The 23,811-nt window shown below is 45.5% G+C and carries 16 protein-coding genes; 9 read left to right on the forward strand and 7 right to left on the reverse strand.

All coding sequences use genetic code 11. The features are described 5' to 3' along the window. Positions 1 to 389: 389 nt before the first annotated feature. Both ANPL_RS03370 and ANPL_RS03375 read right to left on the reverse strand, forming a co-directional pair. On the reverse strand, positions 390 to 536 hold the full coding sequence (locus ANPL_RS03370) for a hypothetical protein (RefSeq protein ID WP_169193349.1): 147 nt from the start codon (positions 534 to 536) through the stop codon (positions 390 to 392). 293 nt (positions 537 to 829) lie between these two features. Beyond that, positions 830 to 3,433: an ankyrin repeat domain-containing protein gene (locus ANPL_RS03375; RefSeq protein WP_236822796.1), complete on the reverse strand. Its 2,604-nt coding sequence runs from the start codon at positions 3,431 to 3,433 to the stop codon at positions 830 to 832. Positions 3,434 to 4,093: 660 nt separating this feature from the next. On the opposite strand from ANPL_RS03375, the gene ANPL_RS03380 reads away from it, so the two are divergent. The 4 genes from ANPL_RS03380 to ANPL_RS03395 all read left to right on the forward strand — a co-directional run bounded on the left by ANPL_RS03380 (position 4,094) and on the right by ANPL_RS03395 (position 7,993). After that, a complete protein-coding gene (locus ANPL_RS03380; protein ID WP_169193649.1) occupies positions 4,094 to 4,396 on the forward strand; it encodes a phosphopantetheine-binding protein in 303 nt (100 codons plus the stop codon). 136 nt (positions 4,397 to 4,532) lie between these two features. Further along, positions 4,533 to 5,801, forward strand: coding sequence for a beta-ketoacyl-ACP synthase II (gene fabF, locus ANPL_RS03385; RefSeq protein WP_169193351.1), 1,269 nt, complete (start codon positions 4,533 to 4,535; stop codon positions 5,799 to 5,801). Between the two features lie 625 nt (positions 5,802 to 6,426). After that, positions 6,427 to 7,548 (forward strand): DNA-processing protein DprA, encoded by a 1,122-nt coding sequence (dprA, locus tag ANPL_RS03390; protein ID WP_236822798.1) that lies wholly within the window; start codon positions 6,427 to 6,429, stop codon positions 7,546 to 7,548. A 289-nt stretch (positions 7,549 to 7,837) separates the two neighbouring features. Next, positions 7,838 to 7,993 carry a hypothetical protein gene (locus ANPL_RS03395; RefSeq protein WP_169193352.1) on the forward strand — a complete coding sequence of 52 codons (156 nt, stop codon included), beginning with the start codon at positions 7,838 to 7,840 and terminating at the stop codon, positions 7,991 to 7,993. A 109-nt stretch (positions 7,994 to 8,102) separates the two neighbouring features. Here the strand turns inward: ANPL_RS03395 and mutL are convergent, their stop codons facing one another. Then, positions 8,103 to 10,049: a DNA mismatch repair endonuclease MutL gene (gene mutL, locus ANPL_RS03400; RefSeq protein ID WP_169193353.1), complete on the reverse strand. Its 1,947-nt coding sequence runs from the start codon at positions 10,047 to 10,049 to the stop codon at positions 8,103 to 8,105. A 275-nt stretch (positions 10,050 to 10,324) separates the two neighbouring features. On the opposite strand from mutL, the gene ANPL_RS03405 reads away from it, so the two are divergent. Then, positions 10,325 to 10,987 carry a MotA/TolQ/ExbB proton channel family protein gene (locus ANPL_RS03405; protein ID WP_169193354.1) on the forward strand — a complete coding sequence of 221 codons (663 nt, stop codon included), beginning with the start codon at positions 10,325 to 10,327 and terminating at the stop codon, positions 10,985 to 10,987. Between the two features lie 342 nt (positions 10,988 to 11,329). Next, on the forward strand, positions 11,330 to 12,094 hold the full coding sequence (locus tag ANPL_RS03410; RefSeq protein WP_169193355.1) for a hypothetical protein: 765 nt from the start codon (positions 11,330 to 11,332) through the stop codon (positions 12,092 to 12,094). Positions 12,095 to 13,214: 1,120 nt separating this feature from the next. Here the strand turns inward: ANPL_RS03410 and ANPL_RS03415 are convergent. Next, positions 13,215 to 14,621 carry a sensor histidine kinase gene (locus ANPL_RS03415; RefSeq protein WP_169193356.1) on the reverse strand — a complete coding sequence of 469 codons (1,407 nt, stop codon included), beginning with the start codon at positions 14,619 to 14,621 and terminating at the stop codon, positions 13,215 to 13,217. Positions 14,622 to 14,759: 138 nt separating this feature from the next. On the opposite strand from ANPL_RS03415, the gene ANPL_RS03420 reads away from it, so the two are divergent. Further along, a complete protein-coding gene (locus tag ANPL_RS03420; protein ID WP_236822799.1) occupies positions 14,760 to 15,944 on the forward strand; it encodes an aspartate aminotransferase family protein in 1,185 nt (394 codons plus the stop codon). A gap of 547 nt (positions 15,945 to 16,491) precedes the next feature. Further along, positions 16,492 to 17,568, forward strand: a complete 1,077-nt coding sequence (locus ANPL_RS03425) for a hypothetical protein (RefSeq protein ID WP_169193357.1) — start codon at positions 16,492 to 16,494, stop codon at positions 17,566 to 17,568. A gap of 1,113 nt (positions 17,569 to 18,681) precedes the next feature. Here the strand turns inward: ANPL_RS03425 and ANPL_RS04825 are convergent. The 3 genes from ANPL_RS04825 to ANPL_RS03435 all read right to left on the reverse strand — a co-directional run bounded on the left by ANPL_RS04825 (position 18,682) and on the right by ANPL_RS03435 (position 21,934). After that, the gene (locus ANPL_RS04825) at positions 18,682 to 18,804 is read right to left on the reverse strand and encodes a hypothetical protein (protein WP_272899035.1); all 123 of its coding nucleotides are present in this window, start codon (positions 18,802 to 18,804) and stop codon (positions 18,682 to 18,684) included. 84 nt (positions 18,805 to 18,888) lie between these two features. Beyond that, positions 18,889 to 21,636, reverse strand: coding sequence for an FtsK/SpoIIIE family DNA translocase (locus tag ANPL_RS03430; protein WP_236822800.1), 2,748 nt, complete (start codon positions 21,634 to 21,636; stop codon positions 18,889 to 18,891). A gap of 22 nt (positions 21,637 to 21,658) precedes the next feature. Then, positions 21,659 to 21,934: a YggT family protein gene (locus ANPL_RS03435; RefSeq protein WP_169193359.1), complete on the reverse strand. Its 276-nt coding sequence runs from the start codon at positions 21,932 to 21,934 to the stop codon at positions 21,659 to 21,661. Between the two features lie 182 nt (positions 21,935 to 22,116). Here ANPL_RS03435 and ANPL_RS03440 point away from each other — a divergent pair, with 182 nt between their 5' ends. After that, positions 22,117 to 23,388, forward strand: a complete 1,272-nt coding sequence (locus ANPL_RS03440; protein WP_169193360.1) for an HlyC/CorC family transporter — start codon at positions 22,117 to 22,119, stop codon at positions 23,386 to 23,388. The last annotated feature ends 423 nt before the right edge of the window (positions 23,389 to 23,811 follow it).

The raw sequence follows: 23,811 nt of genomic DNA on the forward strand, positions 1-23,811 counted from the left end.
ATAGGAGGAATACTCCCCGATTCAAATGATTGCCATTGCGCCGTAATAACGTATGTGCTTTTTCCTAAAGTTTTGACATCGAAGCCAGGTTTCATTTAAGTGATCCTTATCAAGCAGTATAGAAGAAACTCTCATACTGGCAGCCCCCTTTGCTGCTGTGCAACACAAAACCTGACCAGTGCGCCAACAAACCCAACTCCGCCCTGCACTGATGTCACCTGTAGCGCATCTCCATGACGAAATGAACGACAAATATTCACCGGAATTTGCAGTTAAAAATGCTAAAAACTAATAACTGAACCAAACACCGCTGCACATGCAAGATTATAATATGCCTGTCAGAAGCCTGTAGATAGGAACTATGCATTGTGTGCGTTCTTATCTATAGACTAGAGACAGTCTGTAACTGAAGTAAGACAGTACGAAACAACAACGATGAAATTTGTTGCGTACAATAGCGTTTTTTCTGAGAGCATCTCACCAAATACCGTACGTAGTATCCCAAACTTAAGGGGCGTCATGGCGATAAATCCCATTTTGACTCCCAAGAAAATACATACACTTGGAAAAATAAAAAGTGATCCGCCCCGTATAGCACAACGACAAACCCTGGTGACAGCGTGTTGTGCAAGAAAAACAGGAAGTGAAAACTGTCGATAATACTTCATAGAATTCATGGATGATTAAACTATTGAGAAATTGCCCATAAGGGTCATTGCAGAGGGTTTCCCTAACGCTCTATCATTGACTTGGAAACGACTCAAGAAACAAAACGCCCCAACGCCCTAAAACAACCTTAGCGCATACAGCGTATGGCCTTTCCTGCCGGCTAGGAATGCATTGAAACACTCGACACGCTGCGGCAGGAGAACCCCTGGCAACTTTGTAACTCACTGCTCGGCAGAGGCATATCGTTAGATGAAAACTGATATTGTACAAGGTCACGATTTGCAGAAAGCAGCTCCGTACCACCTGCTGCACCCTTTTGACCGATATCGTAGCGCTTATTAAAACGCTTGCGCCTGCTAACAACGCACGGCGCCGGGTCGCTATCATCAGCAAGATATTCCTCTGCACCATCCAGGCCTTTAAAACCCCCCGAGCCAGAGGCGCCACTCAAAACGGAGTCCGAAGTCGAACTATAAGAATCATATCTTCTGGTACCGACAGGCCTCGGAGTCGCAGTAGCTAGGTGAAATTTCTCCTTAGACCGTAGCTCTTTCTCCTTTATGAGACTAACACTACTGAATATGACATAAGCCGCTACCATAGGGACCATTAGTAATACGACCAACAATACCCTTTTCTCCCAAGATATCGTATAACCGATGCCACACAGCTTCAAAATTGCGTTACTGCCCAACGCCAAAGACACAGCAAGAACCGATGAACAAATAAAGAGAGTACTTGCTGTAATTACGGAATTATGTTTGCTCCTATTGCCTTTGACTCGTTGCACCAAAATTTTCTTACCTTGATAATCAAGCAAACCACGAAAGGATAAAATCTTTGAATATGGCACACGCCTATAGCCAACAGTAGTCGTCAGACACTGCCGCAAATCCTGCAAAAGCAAGTTAATTATCGCCCGATCTCTGTTGACTATGGCAAGATCCATAGCCGTTTTTCCGCGAAACTTTATATCAAAATCCAGAGATTTATACGTGAGCAGCTTGCGCACGAAATCCAAATTCTTGGTTCTAACCGCCATGTGTAGCAAAGTGCCCCCATTGGTGCATAGATTTAAGGCGGTGCATTCTCCTCCAGGGCCTGTTTTCTCTGGGTCACAGTTTGCGTGTTCAATAAGATACTGCGCGATCCTTACATTTTGGGATTCCACAGCAATATAAAGTGGGCTACTACCATCCACCTCAGAACCACGTGACTTGATGTGCTCTACTATCTGTGCCTTTTCTGCAGCTGTGATCTCGCAACCTTTGCGTGTTTGGTGTTCCTCACAGGCCCTAGTCATCAGTACTTCCGCACCTAACTTTGAATCAGCCCTGCTATCGGGAGACAGTTCCTTTACATTCTCAACAATGAATTTTACAACCTCAACCTTGTCATCTGGACAGCTAGCAGCATAATGAAGAATGTTTTGCCCTGATGCGTCTACCTCGCACAAAGTCTCCGGACACACTTCGTGTAGATACATCAGAACGTCTTTGGCTCCGTTGATAGCAGCTATATGAGCAGATGTGGTATATGGCATATTACGCGAAGCGGTTGAGGCTTTCGCCTCGAGTAGAAGTTTAACCACATCAACGTGGTTCATAGACGCAGCAAAATGCATGGGAGTGTACCCATAACCATTGGCTCTATTCACATCTATTACTTCATTTTTCAGCAACCACCTTACAACTTCTATATGGCCATAGTAAGCGGCTAAAGTTAAAATTTGCGTAGCGTAATCACCTATGTCAGTCGAAAAGATTATGTGCCTGCCAACAAATGAGGAATTAGATAAATCGGGGAGAGACTCCACATATCGGTGAAAACCCGCAGATAGCGGCAAACTAGACATGGGCACCGCTTTAGCTGAAGTGCCCCGCCGGCCTGAAACTCTGCTGTAGAGCATATTTTTGTACTTATTTGAGAGCTTTATGGCAGCCAATTGCTCTGCAAAAATCCTGCTACTTTTCAGGAACAGCTCTATTATGTTGACGTGGTCACCCTTAACGGCTTCCATGGGCATGCCGGGAAAAACGTCAAGATCGAGGCCAACCATCGCAACAAAATTCAGCACTATATCTGACAGCGCCTTGTTATCACGCATCTGAGCAATAACATTTTCGACCTGCACCCTTGATAGCAGGAGATCTATAACCTCGTATGAGCCGTCTTCTCGCTCGTAGGACTTGATGGTCTCTGAAATCGCATACATTACAGGGGTCACCGTGTCACTTTGACTGAAGGTGTCCAACATGCCATGCTCAAAATCAGCTGAAAGTTCAATAAGCTTAGAAACCATGGGAGCAGATTTTTTTTCAATTGCATAAAAAATTGGGGATTTTTCCTTGTGCTCATTTACAGGGCTTAAGTCACCCATTGTTGGGATAATCTGGCATGCCTTAGCGTTTACATCTCCCCCTTTACGCACAATAAACTCACATAGCTCACATACCTCATCCACATACACAACACTACCGACTATAAATGGGATGTGCATTACACTGCAGTCATGTGCGACTATTAGATCACTTTTTTTCCAATCCAAATCTCTCAGAGCGTCCAATGTGTCACTAAATACCACCCTGCGCTGGGTTTTATTGTGTAGTACGAGAAAACGCTCCCCAGCAATACCCGGGTGCTCCTTTAGCGCACGTGTGATTTCGTTGACTATGCCACCAAACTTTGACGCGGCATTCAGTCTTTTGATTAAAATCTTAAGATATTCCTGGAAAGTACCAGAATTCACACACGGCTGTGTCATGTTGCTAACCCGTGATACTTGAAGGTAGCTATATTTTTCTGAAAACTTAGCCTGACACAAGCATGAGATGTATATTAAGGATTTTAAGACAAGTCCTAAGTAATACAGGAGTAATAATTAATTTCTTATAATATTTTCTTTCAAAACTCATTTATGAAAAATCAAAAAGAGTGGCGCTACCGCCTTTGTAGCGCCACTACTAAAGGCAGTAACGCGTATCATATTTTCGTTAGGAAACCGTTTAATTCTGCACTAATTTAGTTAAATGTACGGTAAGCTTGTTACCGCACCTTGAAATAATGTCCCTGCCCGTGACGGGTTATAAAGTTCGCGGATTTACTTATCACTTGCTCTGTAAGCAATCACAGTAAATGAAGTCTCGAGCCACTGCCAGGTTTATTTATGGCAGACGTCTTGCATAAAGTTGTGTATAAAAATATCTCCGCGACCCGACAGCATCAAAGACTTAATTAAGCAACGTTGACTTTGGCAACGTTAAAACGCACAGCATTCAGTAGGTTTAGTATCGCACCAGGGAGTCAATTCTATGTTTGATTTCCTGATTTTTATAGGTATATTCTAATGCTGCACGGTTTCCAGTGCGGTGAGTGGGTTTCTTTTTTTAGTTATGGGTAAGGAATGGAAGGTGATGAAGCTCGTATGGGTGCTAATGGCTTGAGTCCCAACGGGGGTTCGTCCAGCGCTAATGTGTCGGAGGATGTGAGAGCTACAGTGCTGGAGGCAGTGGTAGATTGTCTTAAGCTGAAGGATGAACAAAAACAGTCGCTCTCTGGAACGACAAATTTGGCAAAGGACTTTAATCTCGATAGCTTGGACTTCGTGGATTTGATTATGTCACTCGAGGAAAGGTTTTCCATAGAGATTTCCGACGAGGAGGCGCAAAAGCTCGAAACCATCGACGACATTTGCAAGTATATTGAGGGCAAGTCTGGCGCTGCTTAGCGCTCCTGTTGTCGCTGATGTGAACATTGAAATTCATAGTGTGGTGCTGAAACCAGACTGCGAGGTTTCGTCATTTTGTGCCGTGGCTTGGGTGCCTTAATAGCGGCGGTTTTGGTATCGTTTGGGGTATGTGGGTATGAGTGAAACAAGAAGAGTGGTGGTTACCGGTGTTGGCTTGGTGACGTCATTTGGTGTCGATACCTCTGCCGTTTGGGATTGTTTGGTAAGTGGCAAATCAGGCATAGATACTATAAGCAGGTTCGATGTGGAAGACTTGGACTGCAAAATAGGTGGGCAAATTCGCATGAGCGGCGAGTCAGAAAACTATGTGTTCGACCCCACCCTCTGGATAGACGATCGAGAAGTGAAGAAGGTTGATTACTTCATCCTATTCGGCATAGCGGCGGCAGATCTTGCTGTTAAGGATTCAGGTGTAATGGATTGTACTCTTGACCCTGGAAGAGTCGGGGTTGCTATAGGATCTGGAATAGGTGGTCTTCCGTTTATCGAAAAAAATATCACAGCCTTGAATGCGCGTGGACCTAAAAGGGTGAGCGCATTTTTCATACCTGGAAGTCTCATCAACCTACTGCAGGGACATATATCCATACGGCACGGCTTCGAGGGTTATTGCAGTACCGTAGTGGGCGCGTGTGCGTCAGGCGCCATGGCATTGGCGGATGCTGCACGGGCTATATCCTGCGGCACTTGTGATGTGGTTATCGCTGGTGGTTCTGAGGGGGCGATTTGCCGTTCGGCTATCGCTGGCTTCAGCGTCATCAAAGCACTGTCCACGAAATATAATGATTCCCCCAGTTCGGCGTCGCGACCTTGGGATGAAGGAAGGGATGGTTTCGTAATGGGCGAAGGGGCCGGGATGATGGTGCTAGAAAGTTATGAGCATGCCAAGAGACGTGGTGCCAAAATATACGCGGAGTTAGTGGGCTATGGAATAACCTCGGACGCACATCACGTGACTGCTCCTCATCCTGAGGGAACCGGAGGCGCTAACGCGATGAGGCAGGCCCTCAAGTGTGCTGGGCTTTCCCCCACATCCATAGACTATATAAATGCTCACGGTACCTCAACTCCTGTGGGTGACAGTGTGGAGGTTACGGCTGTAAAGAGCGTGTTTGGAGATCACGCGTATAAGTTGGCAATGTCATCAACAAAGTCATCGATTGGGCATTTACTTGGAGCTGCTGGAAGCGTTGAGGCTGTTTTTTCTGTGCTGTCCATGAATAGCGGAGTCATCCCTCCTACTCTAAATCTGCACAGCTCCACTGAAGACAGTGGCGTCAACTTAGTTCCACATGTTGCGCAGGAGAGGAAAATTTCGCATGTTTTGTCAAACTCGTTCGGGTTCGGTGGGGTAAATGCATCGCTCATTTTTGCTGCAGTGTAGGTGTTGTATAAGCCGCTCTCGTCAGGCAAAGTAGGCTGTTTGTGTTGGCGAAGGCGGTCGGTGATGTGTCAGATGCGTTTCAACATGTAGGCATTGGTTTGTCGTTAGCGGCAGTTTTAGTTTTGGTTCCCTTTTTGAATTGCGTTGAGGTTTAGCTAGCTCGTTCGGCATGCAGGGCTATTGGGACGCTGTTGAAGGTTGTTTCAGCACAACATCTGAAACTAGTTCACCGCACAACATTGCCAACTGTGATTACTTTCACATCAAACGCGCGGAGCAGGTAAAGGGTGTCGCAATGCTGCAACTCTGGACGTCGTTTTCTGCATTGCGGCTTACTTGCTACTTTAGCCACAAAATATCCGCAAACGCTCTGCTCTGGTTTAACATGGAAGCATTCCCAGCTGACATGCCGCCACACCTGGCGCCGTGCGACTGTAAACATGAAGCTCAAGCTAATAGACTAGGCACATAGAGCACATCCAAATTAATGACGAAGTTACACACTTAAAATAAAAAACTTCTCTGAATCTAAGTACTATCACGTGTATACTGTCTTACACAAACACGCTTGATTCCGTTTTGTGTTGACTGTAAGTTTTAGAAATTAACTACTCTGTAAGCTCACATGAATACTTGCGACACAAAAAAGGCTGATGAGCTGATATCCTGTCTCAGGCTGGCTAGAACCCCGAAAGTCGGCCCCGTTATGTTCCGAAAATTGATGGAATTATTCAAGACGCCAACAAGCGCTTTGGAAGCACTCGCTGCAGGGGAGTGTAGAGATATCAAGGCGGTATGTTCGCAGTATGACGCAGAGAAGGAATTGGATCTGTGTGAGAGAATAGGTGCTAGCGTTATAAGTATCTTTGACCCGCAATATCCCAAGATGTTGGCACACATATTTGATCCCCCACCAGTAATTACGGTTTTGGGTAACAAAGAGCTTCTGTCACACCCTCACATATTGGCAATTGTCGGCAGTAGAGGGGCTTCCACTAACGGACAGCGTATGGCATTTGAACTATCGCTGGCGTTGACTAGGGCGGGATTTGTTACCGTATCAGGCTTAGCCAGAGGGGTAGATAGCGCCGTGCACAGTATAGCTTACAAAAAAATGCCCACAATAGCCGTTGTCGCGAACGGGATAAACGTCATATATCCAAGAGAGAATGCCAAGCTATATAAGACTATCGTGGGTGAAGGCGGACTGCTCGTATCAGAGCTCCCCTTTTCTTCGCTGCCGAAATCGCACCTTTTTCCCCAGCGCAATAGGCTAATATCGGGGTTATCGATGGGAGTAGTCGTGGTGGAAGCTTCAAGGAAGTCAGGGTCTTTAATTACTGCTAACCTTGCTATATCCCATGGCAGGGAGGTGTTTGCCGTTCCCGGGTCACCACTTGATGAAGGATACTCCGGTAGCAATGACCTAATAAAACAAGGTGCCACTCTTGTGGAAAATGCTGATGATATTCTAAACGCATTTGGTATCTTCTCTCCACAAAATGGAAAGTCAAGAGTATCTGCAAAAGAACAAACAGAAGTTCACCATAAGGACACTCCACCCGCTAATGTCCAAGAGTTTATACTTAGACACTTAAGTACAACTCCGACTAATGTTGACGACCTGGTAGCCTTGTCCAGAATTAGCATAAACATCCTGTTGGCATCAATGCTTGAACTGGAACTTGCCGGCAAGTTAGAAAGACTACCTGGAAATAGAGTAGCTCTTACCAAAAAACACGCCTAAAGCCACGTGGCAAGCTATTGGCTAAACGGATGCCTTCCGTTTAGCCAATAGCTAGGAATCTCCACTTAGCCATTTCACACTTAGCAGCACAGGATGCTTCTGCACCAGAGCAACTCATATCCGAAACAATGCAGAACGTAGCCCATGCAGCAGAGTCTGTGGTGACAGTCTCACTACTAACTCTGACCACGTTACGGCAAGTAACTCATCTGCGAAAAGCCAAATTACCGCGGGACCAGAGGGGCCCACACACATCTGCTACTCAAATCACTGCGACAATACAGGTTATGTGGCAACAGTTCATTATAACCAACAAACACCTGACTCAGAAATTCTCTCACCGGAGGGGCAAAGTATCGCTGCTGCGGAACAGACTGCAAGTCTTGAATCCAGTGATTCTGACACTGAATCCTTGGGACAAGAAACCGCTACTAGTGGTGAATAACAAACCAACGAGATGATATTAATACATCAACTGCGAGCGCCCGCAACACCATAAATAGACGCAGACCCATTCAAAATTTATCAATAGTATGTAGTGAAAATACTCGGTACTATGTCCTTTCAAACAAGCGATCAATCTCCGACAGACTCAATTTAACATACGTCGGACGGCCGTGATTGCACTGTCCAGAATGCGGCGTACTTTCCATGTTCCTGAGTAGGCTTTCCATCTCTTCCAATTTCATAACCCTACCACTTCTTATCGAACCATAGCAGGCTATTGTCCCACAAATATGACTAAGCCTTTTCTGCATAAACAACTCTTCTCCCTCCGCTACTATTCCCTCTACTATTTTGGAGATTAGCGCCTTAACATCCACGGCACCAAAAATTGCAGGAACTTCGCGAACGATAACGGTAAGGTCACCCAAAGGCTCAACCACTAGTCCCAAATTTTGTAGCTTTCCCCTGTATTCGCTGAGCAACTCCACTTCATACTCATTGGCAAGCTCGACAAACTCCGGAATTAACAGCACCTGCCGCTTAATGCCTTCCTGCTCCGTTACCTTTTTTATGTATTCACATACAAGTCTCTCATGTGCTGCATGCTGATCCACTATAACAATGTAGTCCTTCGCCCTAGAGACTATGTACCGCTCAAAGAGCTGGCAAACCGGGTAACCTAGGGGGTGATCATTGACCAACATGCTACACTGCTCACCTGTCCTTTCAGAAGCACCCTTCAATGAACCCACGCCACCTGATAGTGGCAGATGCGGCGTTGTAACATGCTCGTGATGAGCGCAAGGTTCTTCGGCGAAAATCTCTGAGGGCTTAAAAGAACCCGCATAGGAAAAATCGCTATGCACTCTTTGGCCTCCGCCCTCTGTTCCTGGCCAGCTAACACTAGGCTGCAAAATGTCAGGCCGAAGCTCCATTGGCGCGGAAGTAGCTGTGAAGTCTGCGGTGTCAGTTCCTGAAAACTGTCCGTAAGTTTTCTCAAAGTTATCCACGGCAAAGTGGTCCCTCCCTTCAGGTCCGTCACTCTGGGTAAACCTGGAATACACATTTTTGGAAAGAGCCTTGCTCAAAGCATCAAACACGGCTTTGTACACCAAGCGTTTGTCCTGGAATCTCACCTCTTGCTTACTCGGATGCACATTTACATCGACGCTAGAGTGGGGAACATCCAAGCTCAACACCACTATTGGATGCCTATCCTTGGGAATCAATCCACTGTAAGCAGCCTTGACTGCGCCTAGGATCAATGGGCTGTGTATGGGACGGTTATTCACGAATGTATAAGTCATCCCCGGCTTTGATCTGTTGAATGTCGGGAGGCTGATGTATCCGTGGATTTTAATATAGTCAAGCATGTAATCTACTTCCAACGACTGCTCCATAAACCCGTCACCGAAAGCCTTCATCTCACACAGCCGATCCACGAGCGCTTTCTGCGAAGAGTATTTAAAGACCTGACGATCAACAATGGTTAGTGAAAACGCTATAGAGAAGTTGATTATGGCTAACCGATTAAGCAGGTCCACCATGTTTTGGATTTCAGCTTTCTCTGTGCGTAAAAACTTGAGCCTGGCTGGTGTGGCAAAAAAGAGATCCCTAACTTCAACATGTGTACCACAAGATAACACTCCTGGTGACAAATTCTTGGTCTTCTCCCCTCCCTCAAACGTTATTGACCATGCCTTATCAGCATCCACATGCTTTGAGACCATCTTTACCCTGGCAACAGCCGCTATTGAGGTAAGCCCCTCGCCTCGAAAGCCCATAGTCCTTACGTTTTCTAGGTCACAACCGTGAAGTTTCGAAGTCGCGTGGCATATAAAGGCTGTCTCCATCTCCTCGCATGGTATGCCGCACCCGTCATCGCTGACGGAAATGAAATTACGTCCCCCTTTGTCGACTTGCACATTGATGCTTTTCGCCCCAGCATCTATGGAATTCTCGACCAGCTCTTTAACCACACTCGCTGGACAGTAAACTACCTCACCGGCAGCGATTTTATTTATTATTTGTGCATTCAAAAGTACTATAGGCACATCTTACCACTCAATTACACAACACAATTGCTATCATACACGAGAGAAAAAGAGTAACCTAAGCATAGTAGCTAAACATAACAGCAAAAATACCTTGGCACGTATCTAGCCCAAAATTTTCCTCGATGATCAATTCCACTGAGAACGAAAAGTTAGCGACTTTTTCGACACATTACTTAACCTTAAGCACGTTTTTTAACTTACTCTCAGGGTTTTTGTTGTTGACCACAACAAATTATGAGTATAGAGATCTGTAACTGTCCAGTGGCTTTTTTATGGAAGTTGTAGCCGATTCAGCAACATACCTACACGGTGGACTCTCCCTGCTTGACATGTTTGTGCAATCCAGCGTTGTCGTTAAGCTAGTAATGATTGTGTTGGTTGTGTTTTCTATGGTTTCTTGGGCAGTAGTTTTCAAGAAGGCCATGGTTCTTAGGAAGCACAAACGAGAAGTTGAGGACATTGAAGTAACGTTTAACTCGCGCAACATGAATACCAGTCTCCGTGAGGTATTAGAGTGCAGTTCTGGTCTCGTGCCAAGAATACTACAGCATGGGATCAGAAACGCAAGGTTACTTCAGAACAAGAAAGAAGGATTTCACCGGTTTGTCGATGCCGAACTTAGTAGATCCATACTGCACTTGGAGAGTAATCTAGAACTTCTAGCTATGATTGGATCCTCTGCACCTTTTGTAGGCCTCCTTGGCTCAATATGGAAGATAGTGGAAGTGCTGGGAATTGGCCCAATAGCCAAGGCTACGAATGCTGCTGCGCTGTTGCCGGGAATTTCTGAGGCTCTTTACACGACAGTTCTTGCGCTAATGGTGGCAATCCCGGCAAAAATATTCCATAGCATTTTTGCGGCAAGAGTGTCAAAAATGTCCAGCAAGCTTGGACATTTGGTATACGAACTTGGAACTTTTGTAGCCAATGAATAGAGCCTTAGTAGGTGTTAGGCTGCTGGCAGCACCTCAGAATAGTGAGTTTTTGGTGTGTGTTTTCTCTTAAAATTGTAAATATATCACAAACAAACGTGGCGTAGTAGTATACCAAACACGCCCCTGTTATCTTGACCGCTTTGAAAAACAGTACTATGTATTGGAGCGGCTAGCTTTCGAGTGGTAAGTCAGATGCGTTCCGACGTTTGATGTAACCTGAAGTGAGGGGTCCTTGTACGTGTTTTAGGGAATGGGCTTCTGCTCGTTATTGTCGTATGTGGTCGGTTTTCTCAGACTTGTGTGCCGGGAAATAGCTGGAAAACACAGATAGTGTGGTGACCGATGTTATCAGCAGGTGTTAGCGTACGTAGTGCGCTGGTGGAAAATATTCATATAGTTTCGTCACTGCTTGTGCATATGGTGCTGGGTGTTTTTTTTGTTGTAAATACACAACCACAGCTCTCTGAAAGTAGGTTGGAAAGGCACACTACAGACGCATCAGTCGCTTCTGACCGTAGCACATCGTCCACCTCTGAGATTTTTAACCTTCAGAAAAAGGTGGTGTCGTCAAGTGCTTTTATGGCGATTCAGCCACCTCAAAAGAAAAGCAACGTGACTGCAAAAATGTCACTAGCGAAGTCGCTCGGAGAGCACACGCAGCGGCGCGACCGGGATCTTGCGGGTATGCTGCAGTCCATCAGCTTTGAAAAACAAACGTCAGCTGCGGTTCGTCAACGTGTTCGCAACAGGGAAGACTTTGCATCGACATCTACTACCACCGGCATTGCCGAGAATATACCAGAACATGTTCTGGAAACCATAACTAACAGGTTCGCAGAATGCTGGACTATCCCCTATGATACGCAAAATCCTGAAAATGTTGTGGTAAAAATTAACTTGGGGCTCGACCCACACGGAAAGGTAACAACAGCATCCATTGCCGATACTTACCTGTATGATCACAACCCATTTTACAGGGCTGTAGCTGATAGCGCGCTGCGCGCGGTTCATAAATGTAGTCCGTTGTTGAGTCTACAGGCAGCTGATTACAGCCTGTGGAACAAGATGGTGCTTACCTTTGATACGAAGCACATGTCCATGTCATAGGATAGAGACTGTCCACAGAGCGCCTGCTACATTTGATCTGCGCGTTATACAATGCGCTGTCACTATGAAGCTACCGTGTGAATTGTTGCAATAAAGACACTAGGCATGGACGGAACAATAACTAAGGTTACAACCAGAAAAAACCTATATAAACATGTTGCTGCTATAATTCATGACCACATGTGTGCTGTGGCCGCAGAAAAGCACTCTTGTTTTCTCTACCATCTCGCATCCATATCAACAACACTTGTAAAAGCTTCCTTTACCCAGTACTACGTCGCTTACACAGGAGCATTAGGCATCTTAAGGCGAACATAAAACTTGCTAATGACGGCTATCAAGGGCCTCCTATGCGTGATAATGTAAAGCACTTTTTCTTGCCATAACCCGACATGGGTCATATCCAAAGCGCTTGCGGCGCATTTTGACACATGTGCTTCCGCCACACACAGGCGTTCACCGTTGCCAGCTCTCACTTTCACAGAAAACACCAAGGTGTGTTAACAGCCCTATGCCAAACCAAGAACTGTCTGGCTGAAAATACCCACAATGATGCTTTAACTCTTACCATGTTTTTGCAAACACTGTTCTTGGACGCTACAGTGAGACTACCTGTCAACAAGTTGACCTTATCCTGGCACCTTGCCAACATGAAAGATGTCATCTTCTGGAGAATCTCCTTACTTTACCAATAAGCTTCAAAATACAAATTGCGCATTTAACACTGTGCTATCCATGTCCGCCAGCGCTTACAGCGCGCAAAATGCGACCTTGGACACAGTCACAACATGTCTACATGTGTCTCAATCTACTGGCAGCATCCGTAAAACTAAACTCCAGAACGCCCTATTCGGCGCGCACTCCACTTGAGATAGAAAAGAAAATGTCCCCTGATGAATATCAAGCAGCGCCTCTGCCCCGACGCATTTTTTAGCGCTTATCGTACCACTATGTGTATCGCGCCAAGAAGGCGCTGAACAGCACCTTCTCACCCCTGATAGTGAAATCTCTATAATTTCGACTCCACCTGTGCAGCTACACTCACCATGACCACCGGTTACTATTACTACTTACAAGCAGCATGGAAACTGCCACACATACATCAACTTATCTACAGACTCTAGAACGTATGATCACTGGAAGACCGCTCTACCAGGCAAGGAAACGTCAATGTAATTACCGTGCCAATATTGGGCTCACTTTTAATGTCGAAGGTTCCGTTCATAAGCTCTACCAATTTACGGCTGAGTGGTAGCCCTAAGCCTGTTCCCTCATAATGACGTGAATGCTCGCTATCAGCTTGACCAAAAACACTCATGACTTTGTACATGTCCTCACGAGCTATTCCTATCCCGCTATCAACTATCTCTACAACTACCGTTTCTTTTTTTACTTCTACCGACAGCTTCACAAAACCGTTCTTGGGAGTAAATTTTATTGAGTTAGAAAGCATATTTAAGAGTACTTGCTTCATCCTCCTAGAATCAGCCTTGATAACAATACTCTGCTCCGGCATTGTATGCTGCAGATTAATCTCGGCCTCCTGCGCCTTAATGAGCATCATGTTAAAGCACGACTCAACAATTTTCTTCAGGTCACACCTCACAAGATCGATTGTGAGTTTGTTGGCTTCTGCCTTTGAAAAGTCCAGGATGTCATTGATCAAGCTCAACAGGTGAACCCCTGCATGATGAATGTCTTTTACGTATTCTTTGTACTGCTCATTACCAAGAGGCCCTAATTCCTCACCTTGAATGATATCAGAAAACCCAATTATCGAGTTAAGCGGTGTCCTTAGTTCATGGCTAACGTTAGCAAGAAATTGTGACTTGCTGATACTCTCTTTTTCTGCATTTTCTTTTTTCTCCTGAAGCTCCAAATTTGCATCATATTGACTATTAAGTAGCTTAGTGTTCTTTCTATACATTACGAAAGTAACCCCTATACCCCAAGCAACAAGCAGTCCTGGAACAACGAGGTACAGAAGATTGATCATGGATAAAAAGCTAGCCAAGTCACTGCAATCATTGATGATATGAACGTAGACCACAGGCTCTCCTGTTTCCGCCAAAACCGGAGAAGTCAGCGAGTAAACACCATCAGAAACCCTTTTGACTATAGGCTCTCCACTCCTAAGAATTTCCAGCTGTTCTGGTTCTAGTGGCGCAACATTATCAAGCTCCTTGTCCTCGTCTTCAGTCACCGTAAACATGACCATCCCATCAGTGTTATACAACACTAAAGAAATCCCTTCGAAACCACTCAGTGCCTGAATAAATTCAGCTCGCAATTTGATGGAGAGGTTCATGTGGTACGGATTAGACCCAACGTGTGCGGGGACTTTACGAAGTAGAGGAATGTACTTCTTGAGAATAGAATGAACGTACACGTGCGTCAGCTCAGAGTTTATTTCCAATGCCGCCCTATTAAGGCTCTTTTCTGTCACATACACATGCACGAGCCAAACACACCCTATGAATATTACCAGTGCGCTTCGAAAAATATAACTCAACACCTTGCACATCATAGTTACACCACAATCTCTCGCGGTATAAAAATAATAGCATCCTAGGCCTCTATCAATGCTTATTGATTACCCAAACTAATACGGTACATTTGTGTTGACACTCTAGGAACGGTGGAGTACCCTCGCGGCGGTGGTTTTGTGCGGAGTTACGGTGTGAATCGTGATTACATAATTCCCTTTTATAGAAGATTTAATGTAAGTTTCACCCGGGGCTCTGGTGTATGTCTGTATGACTCTGCTGGAAAACGTTATTTAGATTTTGCTTCAGGCGTGGCAACGAGCTCTCTTGGTCATTGTCATCCTGCCATGGTGGAGGCATTGCGCCGACAAGTTGGCAAGCTTTGGCACGTTTCCAACTTGTACAACATAGCGGAAGCAGAGCGGCTTGCAGAGGAGCTTGTGCGCGTGAGCTTTGCCGACATGGCATTCTTCGTTAATTCGGGAGCAGAAGCTGTTGAGTGCGGTTTCAAGATAGCCAGATCTTATCAAAACGGCATCGGCCACAGCGAAAGGTACAAGATGCTAACCCTCAGGAGGTCGTTCCACGGCAGAACTTATGCCGCTTGCTCAGCAAGTGAACCCACTATGTTCACGCCCCTTTTGTATCCGTATGTTGACTGGTTTGTGAGTGTAAGTCCTAGTATAGATGCAATACGCGAGGAGATCGAAAAAGGCATCATAGGTGCAGTCCTTGTTGAGCCCGTGCAAGCAGAAGGCGGAGTACACATACTTGGCAAGGAACTTTTAGAAGATCTGAGAGCTTTGTGTGACCAGCATGATGTATTGTTGTTCTTTGACTGTGTACAGTGTGGTTTTGGCAGGACGGGGAAATTTTTTGCCTACGAACATTTTGGAGTAACACCAGACATATGCGCTATAGCAAAAGGAATGGGGGGTGGCTTCCCAGTAGGAGGGTGTTTGGTAACACACAAGGCAGGAAAGTTCGTCACCGCACGTATGCATGGGTCAACCTACGGAGGCAATCCCCTAGCAGCAGTTGCTGCGTTAACTGTGCTTTCCGAGATTCAAAAACCCGGGTTTCTCGATAGCGTGACCCACAACGGAAATCACCTGCTTTCAGGGCTGCGTAACCTTTCAAAGAAGCATAAAATTATAAGGGAAGTCCGGGGGCTAGGGTTGCTCATAGGACTGGAAGTCGACGGTAACGTATATGAAATCACCGCAAAGCTCATCGACATGGGTGTTCTTGTGGCCCCAATAGGTGCAGGAAGTGTGATCCGGGTGGTGCCGCCTCTAGTTGTCACCCGAGATGAAATTGATGAAGCGTTGAACGTGTTTGATCGCCTTTTTAGCACCCTTTAGCACACGACCACCACAATATGCAGAACTTTTACCTCGTCAGCGCAGAGGTTTGCTCCCTTTACAGCCACAACTGAATGCACCCTACCTGCAGTTCATAATACTCATAGACGGGTAGCGTAGTTGCGATAACCGAGGGTAATGACCCCGCTCACAGCTTTTGCTTTTATACCGTAATTGGCTGAGCATGCCTATGGAAATACCCACCTGCCATCCACAGAGAACCGAGCGTAAGGGGGCACATCCGTGAAGCACTCTCAATCAGATTAAATACTTCTTCAAATGTGAAAGACTCGTGCAAAGTTACACAAAGAAATCTACAGAATATATTTGGTTCCTTTGCCAGCAATAACTTGCGGCACTAAAATCGCACAAGAGTTGTTGTTAGATTGTAGACTACTATTACAATTTTATTGCAACTTAATGCTGTACTTAAAAAACAATTCAGGTGCGCCCGTTTCATGGGCATTTTTACGCATATCAGAGGCATGATTCATTGACTTAATTTTTGACGCAATTTATTATCTCCTTAACCAATGAGGATAGGGCTATGCCACGTACTAGTGATTGCGATGAAGGTAGGAAACTTACAGTAAATGCTGCCGAGGACAAAAGTGAAGAAGTGCGTACTGAGCACGTCACCATAGATCCTATGTTCTTGAAGAAAGCCAAAGAAAAGGAAGAAAGCGGTTGTGCCGGCTGGAGGGAGAACGTTTTTCTCTATACCTCGTATGCCATAGTGATTGTCGAGATGGCTGCTGCGCTTTTCACGCTGTCTGTCATTCACTTTAAAATATCGCAGAGTACCATACACAAGGCAACCCTGGCCTACTATGCCCTATACTGTGTGTTGGTCTCTATCCTGATAGTGGACTCATTCACTCAACTGAAAGACTATGCCAAGGAAAGGGCGAAAAACGAGATCAGTGTCAAGGAACACAAGATAAAAAAGATCAAGGAAATTAGCACCATAGTGTCGGGCTTCCTGTGGATAGCTTTGAGCGTTAGCTCTATTGTCATGGAGATAGGAGGAGGAGCCACGCCTCCGTTCTCTCTTTTAATGTCTTCGCTGTTGCTGTCTATTGCCGCTCCAGCATTGGGAGCATTTTCCGCTGTTACAAGGGCGTACGAAGTTGTGTATTCAAGCCGCCAAGGAATTAAGCGGATAACAGAAGCAGAAGACAAGGTAAGAAACGGCCTGCTGTCCGAAGAAGAGTTAGAAACTATAAAGTCTAACAATAATAAGAAGCCGCGGACAGGAAGGGTCCTTTACTTGCGTTCTTCGCTGTTCCTAGTAATTGCGGCATTTGAGTTTGCACACTGCATGTGCCACTTCGTAGAGGCTTATTACCTATTGGGCAAAACGCACCATTTATTCTACATTACAGATCAGGTGTTGCTGGGAACACAGGCGGCCCTCGCCCTTCTTTTCCTTGTTTTGCAATTTTTAGAGAAATACTTCGAAAAAGAGAATGTCACAGTCACTCCAGAGATTTCACCTGCGGAAACGCCCGAGTTGCAATCGACAGCTGAAACTGGCGGTAGGTGCGACAGTCTCGCTTGTCCACAACTTGAGGAAGTAATCAAGGCAGCGCCCCTAATCGCTGGCCAGAGGATTGTTGCGTAAGGCTAGTACGTACAACTTGTTAGAGAGGGCGCTTTTGCGTGTGAATTCGGTTGATAGCCCGCAAGGAGTTACCACGCAGCTACCACCGTTTGACACATTAACAGCGTCTCATGGATTGCACACCGCTACGCATGCCATAGCGCTGCCACAGCTAGACAGCAGACTACATCATGGTAACCGTAACGGTATTTGTTCGCCTTACCCTTGCTTATCCATAGGGAATTCAGTGTGAAATCCTCTTATGTGGCCTGTTATTTGTCCACGCACGAGACGTACCTGTAATCATGCAGATGTGTCCGTGCTTCAGGCAATGTTCTGAAGCACACAGTGGTTGAAAATTTCCCATAATACTTCTTCTAACAAAACATCTTTAGTGCCATAGACAAGTCATGACTACAATTCTACGTTAAAGGCTTTGACACCGACACGGAATATGTCTTGTAGAAGGTCTGCAGCGAGACTGTAAAATATCAGCGCAAGGTGTTCACCTACTTTTACAAAAACACTACTTAACATTCTATTAGTTGGTCGAAGAGAATTTGGGATATTTCTTCAACCATATAATTGCACGATTAATCGCCCCCATTAGCCCGTTTGTACTAACTGCATCATCAGAGAACTACTAGCTTCTTTGTCCAGTAGAGACTTCCCCACAGTTCAAACTAGGTGCCATGAGACAAAGCCCCTATGTAAAGCGCAGTCTCGCCCTGTAAAATCAGGGCTCACACAATGCTAAATTCCATCACCCATTTGCCATGTAAAATTGGACAATTGGAAACGCCCCCTCAAAGCCATATTTTCGTATTATGATAGTTTTCAGAACAGCTGCTCAACACAGCACCACCGCTGGACAGTTAGTTGAGGTCTTCTTACCAACATTCTTAAGAACACATATAGCCATACTGCACGGTCTATAAAAGCGGTCCTGGAAAAAATATCCTTATGGCCAACCACTGCCATAGTACGTATTCAACAAGCACCGAACTATAAGTGATTGCGGGGTTGATATTGCACAACATTGGGCGTATTCCCGAAGAAGGGGAGGAATTCCCCTACAAGGGTTGGTGTTTAAAATCCTGGAAAAAAGCGGCAATACGATTTTTTTGCTCAGCGTTAGTGCCCATCAGACGTGAATATATCCGAAACACCATAAGAAGAGTGACAACCAAACTCCCGCCTTCTATTAGCCGCTGCTTTAGCTACGACGATTTTTTTGCCATGGGCTCTAACCCACATAAAATTACCTGAGAAACGCACTTAGGTGCTTTCATGGCTCTATACTACATAACCCCCACAATATTTTCGGCTACGCAATGCGCCCTAGCCAACTATTTCTCTTTTGCCCATGTGCCCCGCTGGAGTTATGATTCCTTCTCGTTCCATCCGCTCAACAAGGTTTGCCGCCCTATTGTATCCTATACGCAACTGGCGTTGTACGTAGCTTACAGACGTTTTCCTGTCCCTAAGCACTAGGGCAACAGCGCGCTCGTAGAGCGAATCTTCTCTGTCGTCAAAATCCTCAATGTCTATGTCATCGTTGTGATCCAAGAGCTTGGTTATTTCATGCACATAACGCGGCTCGCCCTGTTCTCTCAGGTGATTGACCACATCTTGCACATCGCTATCACTTACAAAAGCTCCATGAATACGCCTTATCTTACCACCAGCAACCATATAGAGCATATCACCCATGCCTAGTAATTGCTCAGCACCCTGCTCACCTAGAATCGTACGGCTATCTATTTTTGATGTAACAGCAAAGCTGATCCTTGTTGGAAAGTTAGCTTTAATGACCCCAGTGATCACATCAACAGATGGTCTCTGTGTAGCCATAATAATGTGAATACCAGCGGCACGCGCCATTTGTGATAATCTTTGTATGGATGATTCTATCTCCTTGCCCGAAACAATCATCAGATCCGCCATTTCGTCTACAATAACCACGATGTAGGGTAACGGCACGTTTTTTACCTTCTTCTTGGAAAATATCGCGGCGCCGGTTGTCCGATCAAATCCAGTTTGTACCACCCGTTCATAAACTTCACCCCTACTGGCAGCAATAGAAATTTTTTCATTGTATCCGGTGATGTTTCTCACCCCCACTGCGGACATCATACGATAACGCTCTTCCATTTCCGCAACAACCCATTTTAAGACCGCAACTGCCTTCTTAGCCTCGGTCACCACCGGCGTGAGGAGGTGCGGAATATTATCGTAAACTGACAGCTCAAGCACCTTGGGATCAATCATGATCATCCTGCACTGATCAGGGGTTAAACGGTACAAAAGCGACAAAATCATGGTATTTATGCCAACAGATTTTCCCGAACCTGTAGTTCCAGCTATAAGTAAATGTGGCATCTTGGTTAGATCACCAACGACCGGGTCGCCATCTATTCCCTTCCCTAAAATAATGGGCAACCTCAGCTCCAGATCACGATACTCACTGCTTTCTATTAGATCTCTGAGTACAACAATTTCTCTCTTGCGGTTGGGCAGCTCAATCCCAAGTATATTCCTCCCGGGAACCACAGAAATTCTCGTTGAGAGGGCACTCATGGACCTGGCAATGTCGTCGGCTAATCCTATAATCCTTGACGATTTAGTTCCCGCAGAAGGTTCAAACTCGTACATGGTCACCACAGGACCGTAACGTACTGCAATGATTTTCCCGAGTACACCAAAGTCTTTTAAAACAGAATACAACTCTTCAGATTCATCCTTGTACTCGCACTCGGTGTCAGCCCTGTTTTCCTGCGGGGGGCGTGAAAGCAGATCGACATGAGGTAGCTCTATATTCTTCATCTCCCCCCATGAATCTTCATCATCCTGCTCAGATTGCTCGGTCAGATAAGAGTCTGCGCCTTCACCATCATCGAACTCATCATCATAGTTCTCCCCCTCACTGCCATAAGACTCGTCATCATATTCCTCTTCTTCGGGCTCGTCCTTTCCATAGGTGTGCGTCTCGCTACTAGTCCGCTCTTCGTAATCAAAATCGTCCTCGCCCTCGCAATATTGATCACCCTCAGAATCTTCGTCACATGGAGCGCCCTCGTATAACTCCTCGGCAAATTCCGATGTTTCTCTGTGCAAATTCGAGCCCATTTGTTGTCGTGGATGAACAGTCTCTGCTACAAGATCATCACCATACTCTTTGGCAAACTCGGAAATACGGGCATCCCCGCCTTCGTCATCATCCTCATCCGTATCCCCCATATCACGCATCATGGGATTTGTCCAAGATTGCGCAACTGTCGGCCGTTGCTCACGGCAGCGTTCCCCCTCATCACGCTTCTCCGGAAAGAAAACACTAATAGCCTTATTGCTATCAAACCCGCGCACTACCCTATCACTCAGATGGGTATCTCCTGGCCTCTCTTCATCCTTCTTGGGAGAATGCACAATTCTGTCATCGCCGGCCTCAACACGGTACCCTGAAGTAACAGCACCCCGTTGCCACTGCTGTTGACTCTCATTGACAAAATACTCTGCCACATCAGCAATACCGGGATCGATCCTTCTGTCCCTAGTTTTGCTCATTCTATATTTGCTTACCTTCAGGCGAAGCGAAGACAGACGATTTACCACTATTCTGGCCAAAAACCAAGTCCCACTCCACCCGACAGTACAGCAAGACGCAACTGCCAGAACAGCTATCAAAACTGTCAAAGAAAATTCTGAAAGTTTGTCACCAACGAAACCACCGTAGTTATACTTCTCCACTGCCTCTGGAACTAACTTGGATAGTATCCCGGCAACACTTGCCGTAACGCACAGTGAGCATGGAACGTATATGCGCTTGATAAAATTAGGAAATTGCTGCGCTCTAAAAATCAGCAAAACACCTGGAAGAACCCCGGCAAAGCCAAAAAACTGAACCAAGAGATCTCCTGCATATGCCCCTGCTGCTCCCATTGAATTGCTGGTAGTCTGGAAATCTTTAGTAGCGCTTGAAGAATTAAAAGAGGAATCCCATGCATTGTAAGAAAGAACCGATGTAGTTAAGAACACCGAGGGAATATAGAACATACACACCATCACACACGTAGAAATGTATCTTCCCATACGTTAAGTACCAGCTAACCTATCAAAAGTAGTAACGCAAAGCATACCTAAAAAAGCCTACTGCAATTAAAAGTGCAATGGGAGCCAAATCCAAACCCGCTATGCTTGGGATATATCTCCTAATAAATGACAATGCAGGGCTCACCATCCTAGTTAACGCAGCATATATCCTATAAACAATGTCGTTGTTGCCGTTTACTATCCGTAGAGCTATAAGCCACCCCAGAATAACCCACGCTATTAGTGCGAAATTATACACGCTGAGGATTGTATCAAGAAGGTAAGCTATTGGATGCATAATTTATCAATCTCCTGGTCCACAGCAGCGTTCGCAATTATACAAGAATAAAAGTTAATTAAAAATGGTAATTATTATCGATACTTTGACTGTTACTGCATCAAAACTGCTGCTACAATTTTCAACTTGAAGAATCTCGAATTGTTGTATACAGTGTAGCTGGGATGGGTTCCTGATCTCTAGTGTTGTTTGTTTTTGTCCTGTTACTGTTCGCTTCTGCTTTTTTCTCCGCAGCAGAGACCGCTTTCACATCCGTTAGTGCCTCTTCTATTCATAGGTTGGTAATGAATGGCGACAGGCGGGCGAAGATCGTTGATAGCCTTAGTAAACGTAAAGACCAAGTCATAGGCACGTTGCTTATAGGTAATACCATCGCAAATATCGGAGTATCTTCCGTTGCCGCCGCAATGTTCTTGAATCTCCTTGGCAGAGAGGGAATCATAGTTTCAACCTTCGCGGTAACGTGCCTCATCCTCCTCTTTTCAGAAGTTTTGCCTAAGACATACGCCTTGCAGAACCCTGAGAAGATATCCTTACGCACTGCGAAGATTGTTGCTTGTTGCTCATTCGTGCTTCTGCCATTGTCGTCAATGGTGCGATACATGGTGAACTTTATGTTGAAACTGCTTGGTGCGAATGGTGCACGTGAGATGGTTTCCGCCGCCGATGCAATGAGAAACTTGATCCTAATGCATGACAGCAAAGGTACAATGCTAAAGCAAGATTTAGATATGCTTAGTAGCGTATTAGATCTTGCTCAGACCGAAATATCACAGGTGATGACGCACCGGAAGAACCTTTTTGCTTTGAATATAGACGAAGAAGTGAGCACTCTCATCAAGCAGATACTCCAGAGTAATCACAGTAGAATTCCCATCTGGCAAAAAAGTGAGGAATCCATCATCGGCGTGGTTCACGTGCGAGACGTTACCGACCTTGTGCGCGAAAAGAACAATAATGTCACAAAAAGTGATATCTACAGAATAATAAACAAGCCATGGTTTGTGCCTGATACAACGCCACTTAGTGTGCAGTTACACAACTTTCGCAAGAAGCGTCGTCACCTTGCGCTCGTGGTAGACGAGTATGGAACATTACAGGGGGCTGTCACCCTTGAGGACATACTAGAAGAAATAGTGGGCGACATATCTGATGAACATGATGTGGTACAGGAAAGTCTAATAACCCCGGTTGGCGATGGAAAGTATCACATAGGTGGGGAAGCACCTATTAGAGACGTGAACCGTGAACTGCGTTGGAGCTTACCTGAAGAAGCCTCAACCGTTGCCGGGTTGATATTGCACGACATTGAGCGTATACCCGAGGAAGGGGAAGAATTTCTCCTCCATGGGTTCGTGTTTAAAATCCTGGAAAAAAGTGGCAATATGATTTCTTTGCTCAGCGTTAGTAACCCATCCAGCGTGAATATGTCCGAAACATTACCCGAAGAGTGACAACTTAGTATACTCCTGCCTTCTTCACTTCCAATGCAATACCAGCAGGCGTGCTGCCCAAAGAGTGGCTAGAGGCCTTATTCAAAGAATGACCGCAGTCAGCCACCGCAGCTCTTAACCTCTGCCTAAATGCAGTAAAAGCAAGCATAGAACTCTAGAACATATAATACAAGGCAGCGTAGCTATAAAACTAAACCAGTTCGAAGTTTTGCAACCCTAAATACGGACTATAAAACATCCAGAACAACATATTTGCACACAGGTCGAGATCACCTAGCAGCGTATGACCAATATACCAGGATTATAGACCAATTATGTGTTAGGTATACCAACACAACGCCCTCTGCTCAGTAAGCGTTTGAGCCCGCTAGAGTAACTAAGTCTTTGAGACGTACTAAAATTTGCTGAACACCTTCCAGCACC

The sequence above is a fragment of the Anaplasma platys genome (assembly GCF_012790675.1).
GTDB classification, from domain to species: domain Bacteria; phylum Pseudomonadota; class Alphaproteobacteria; order Rickettsiales; family Anaplasmataceae; genus Anaplasma; species Anaplasma platys.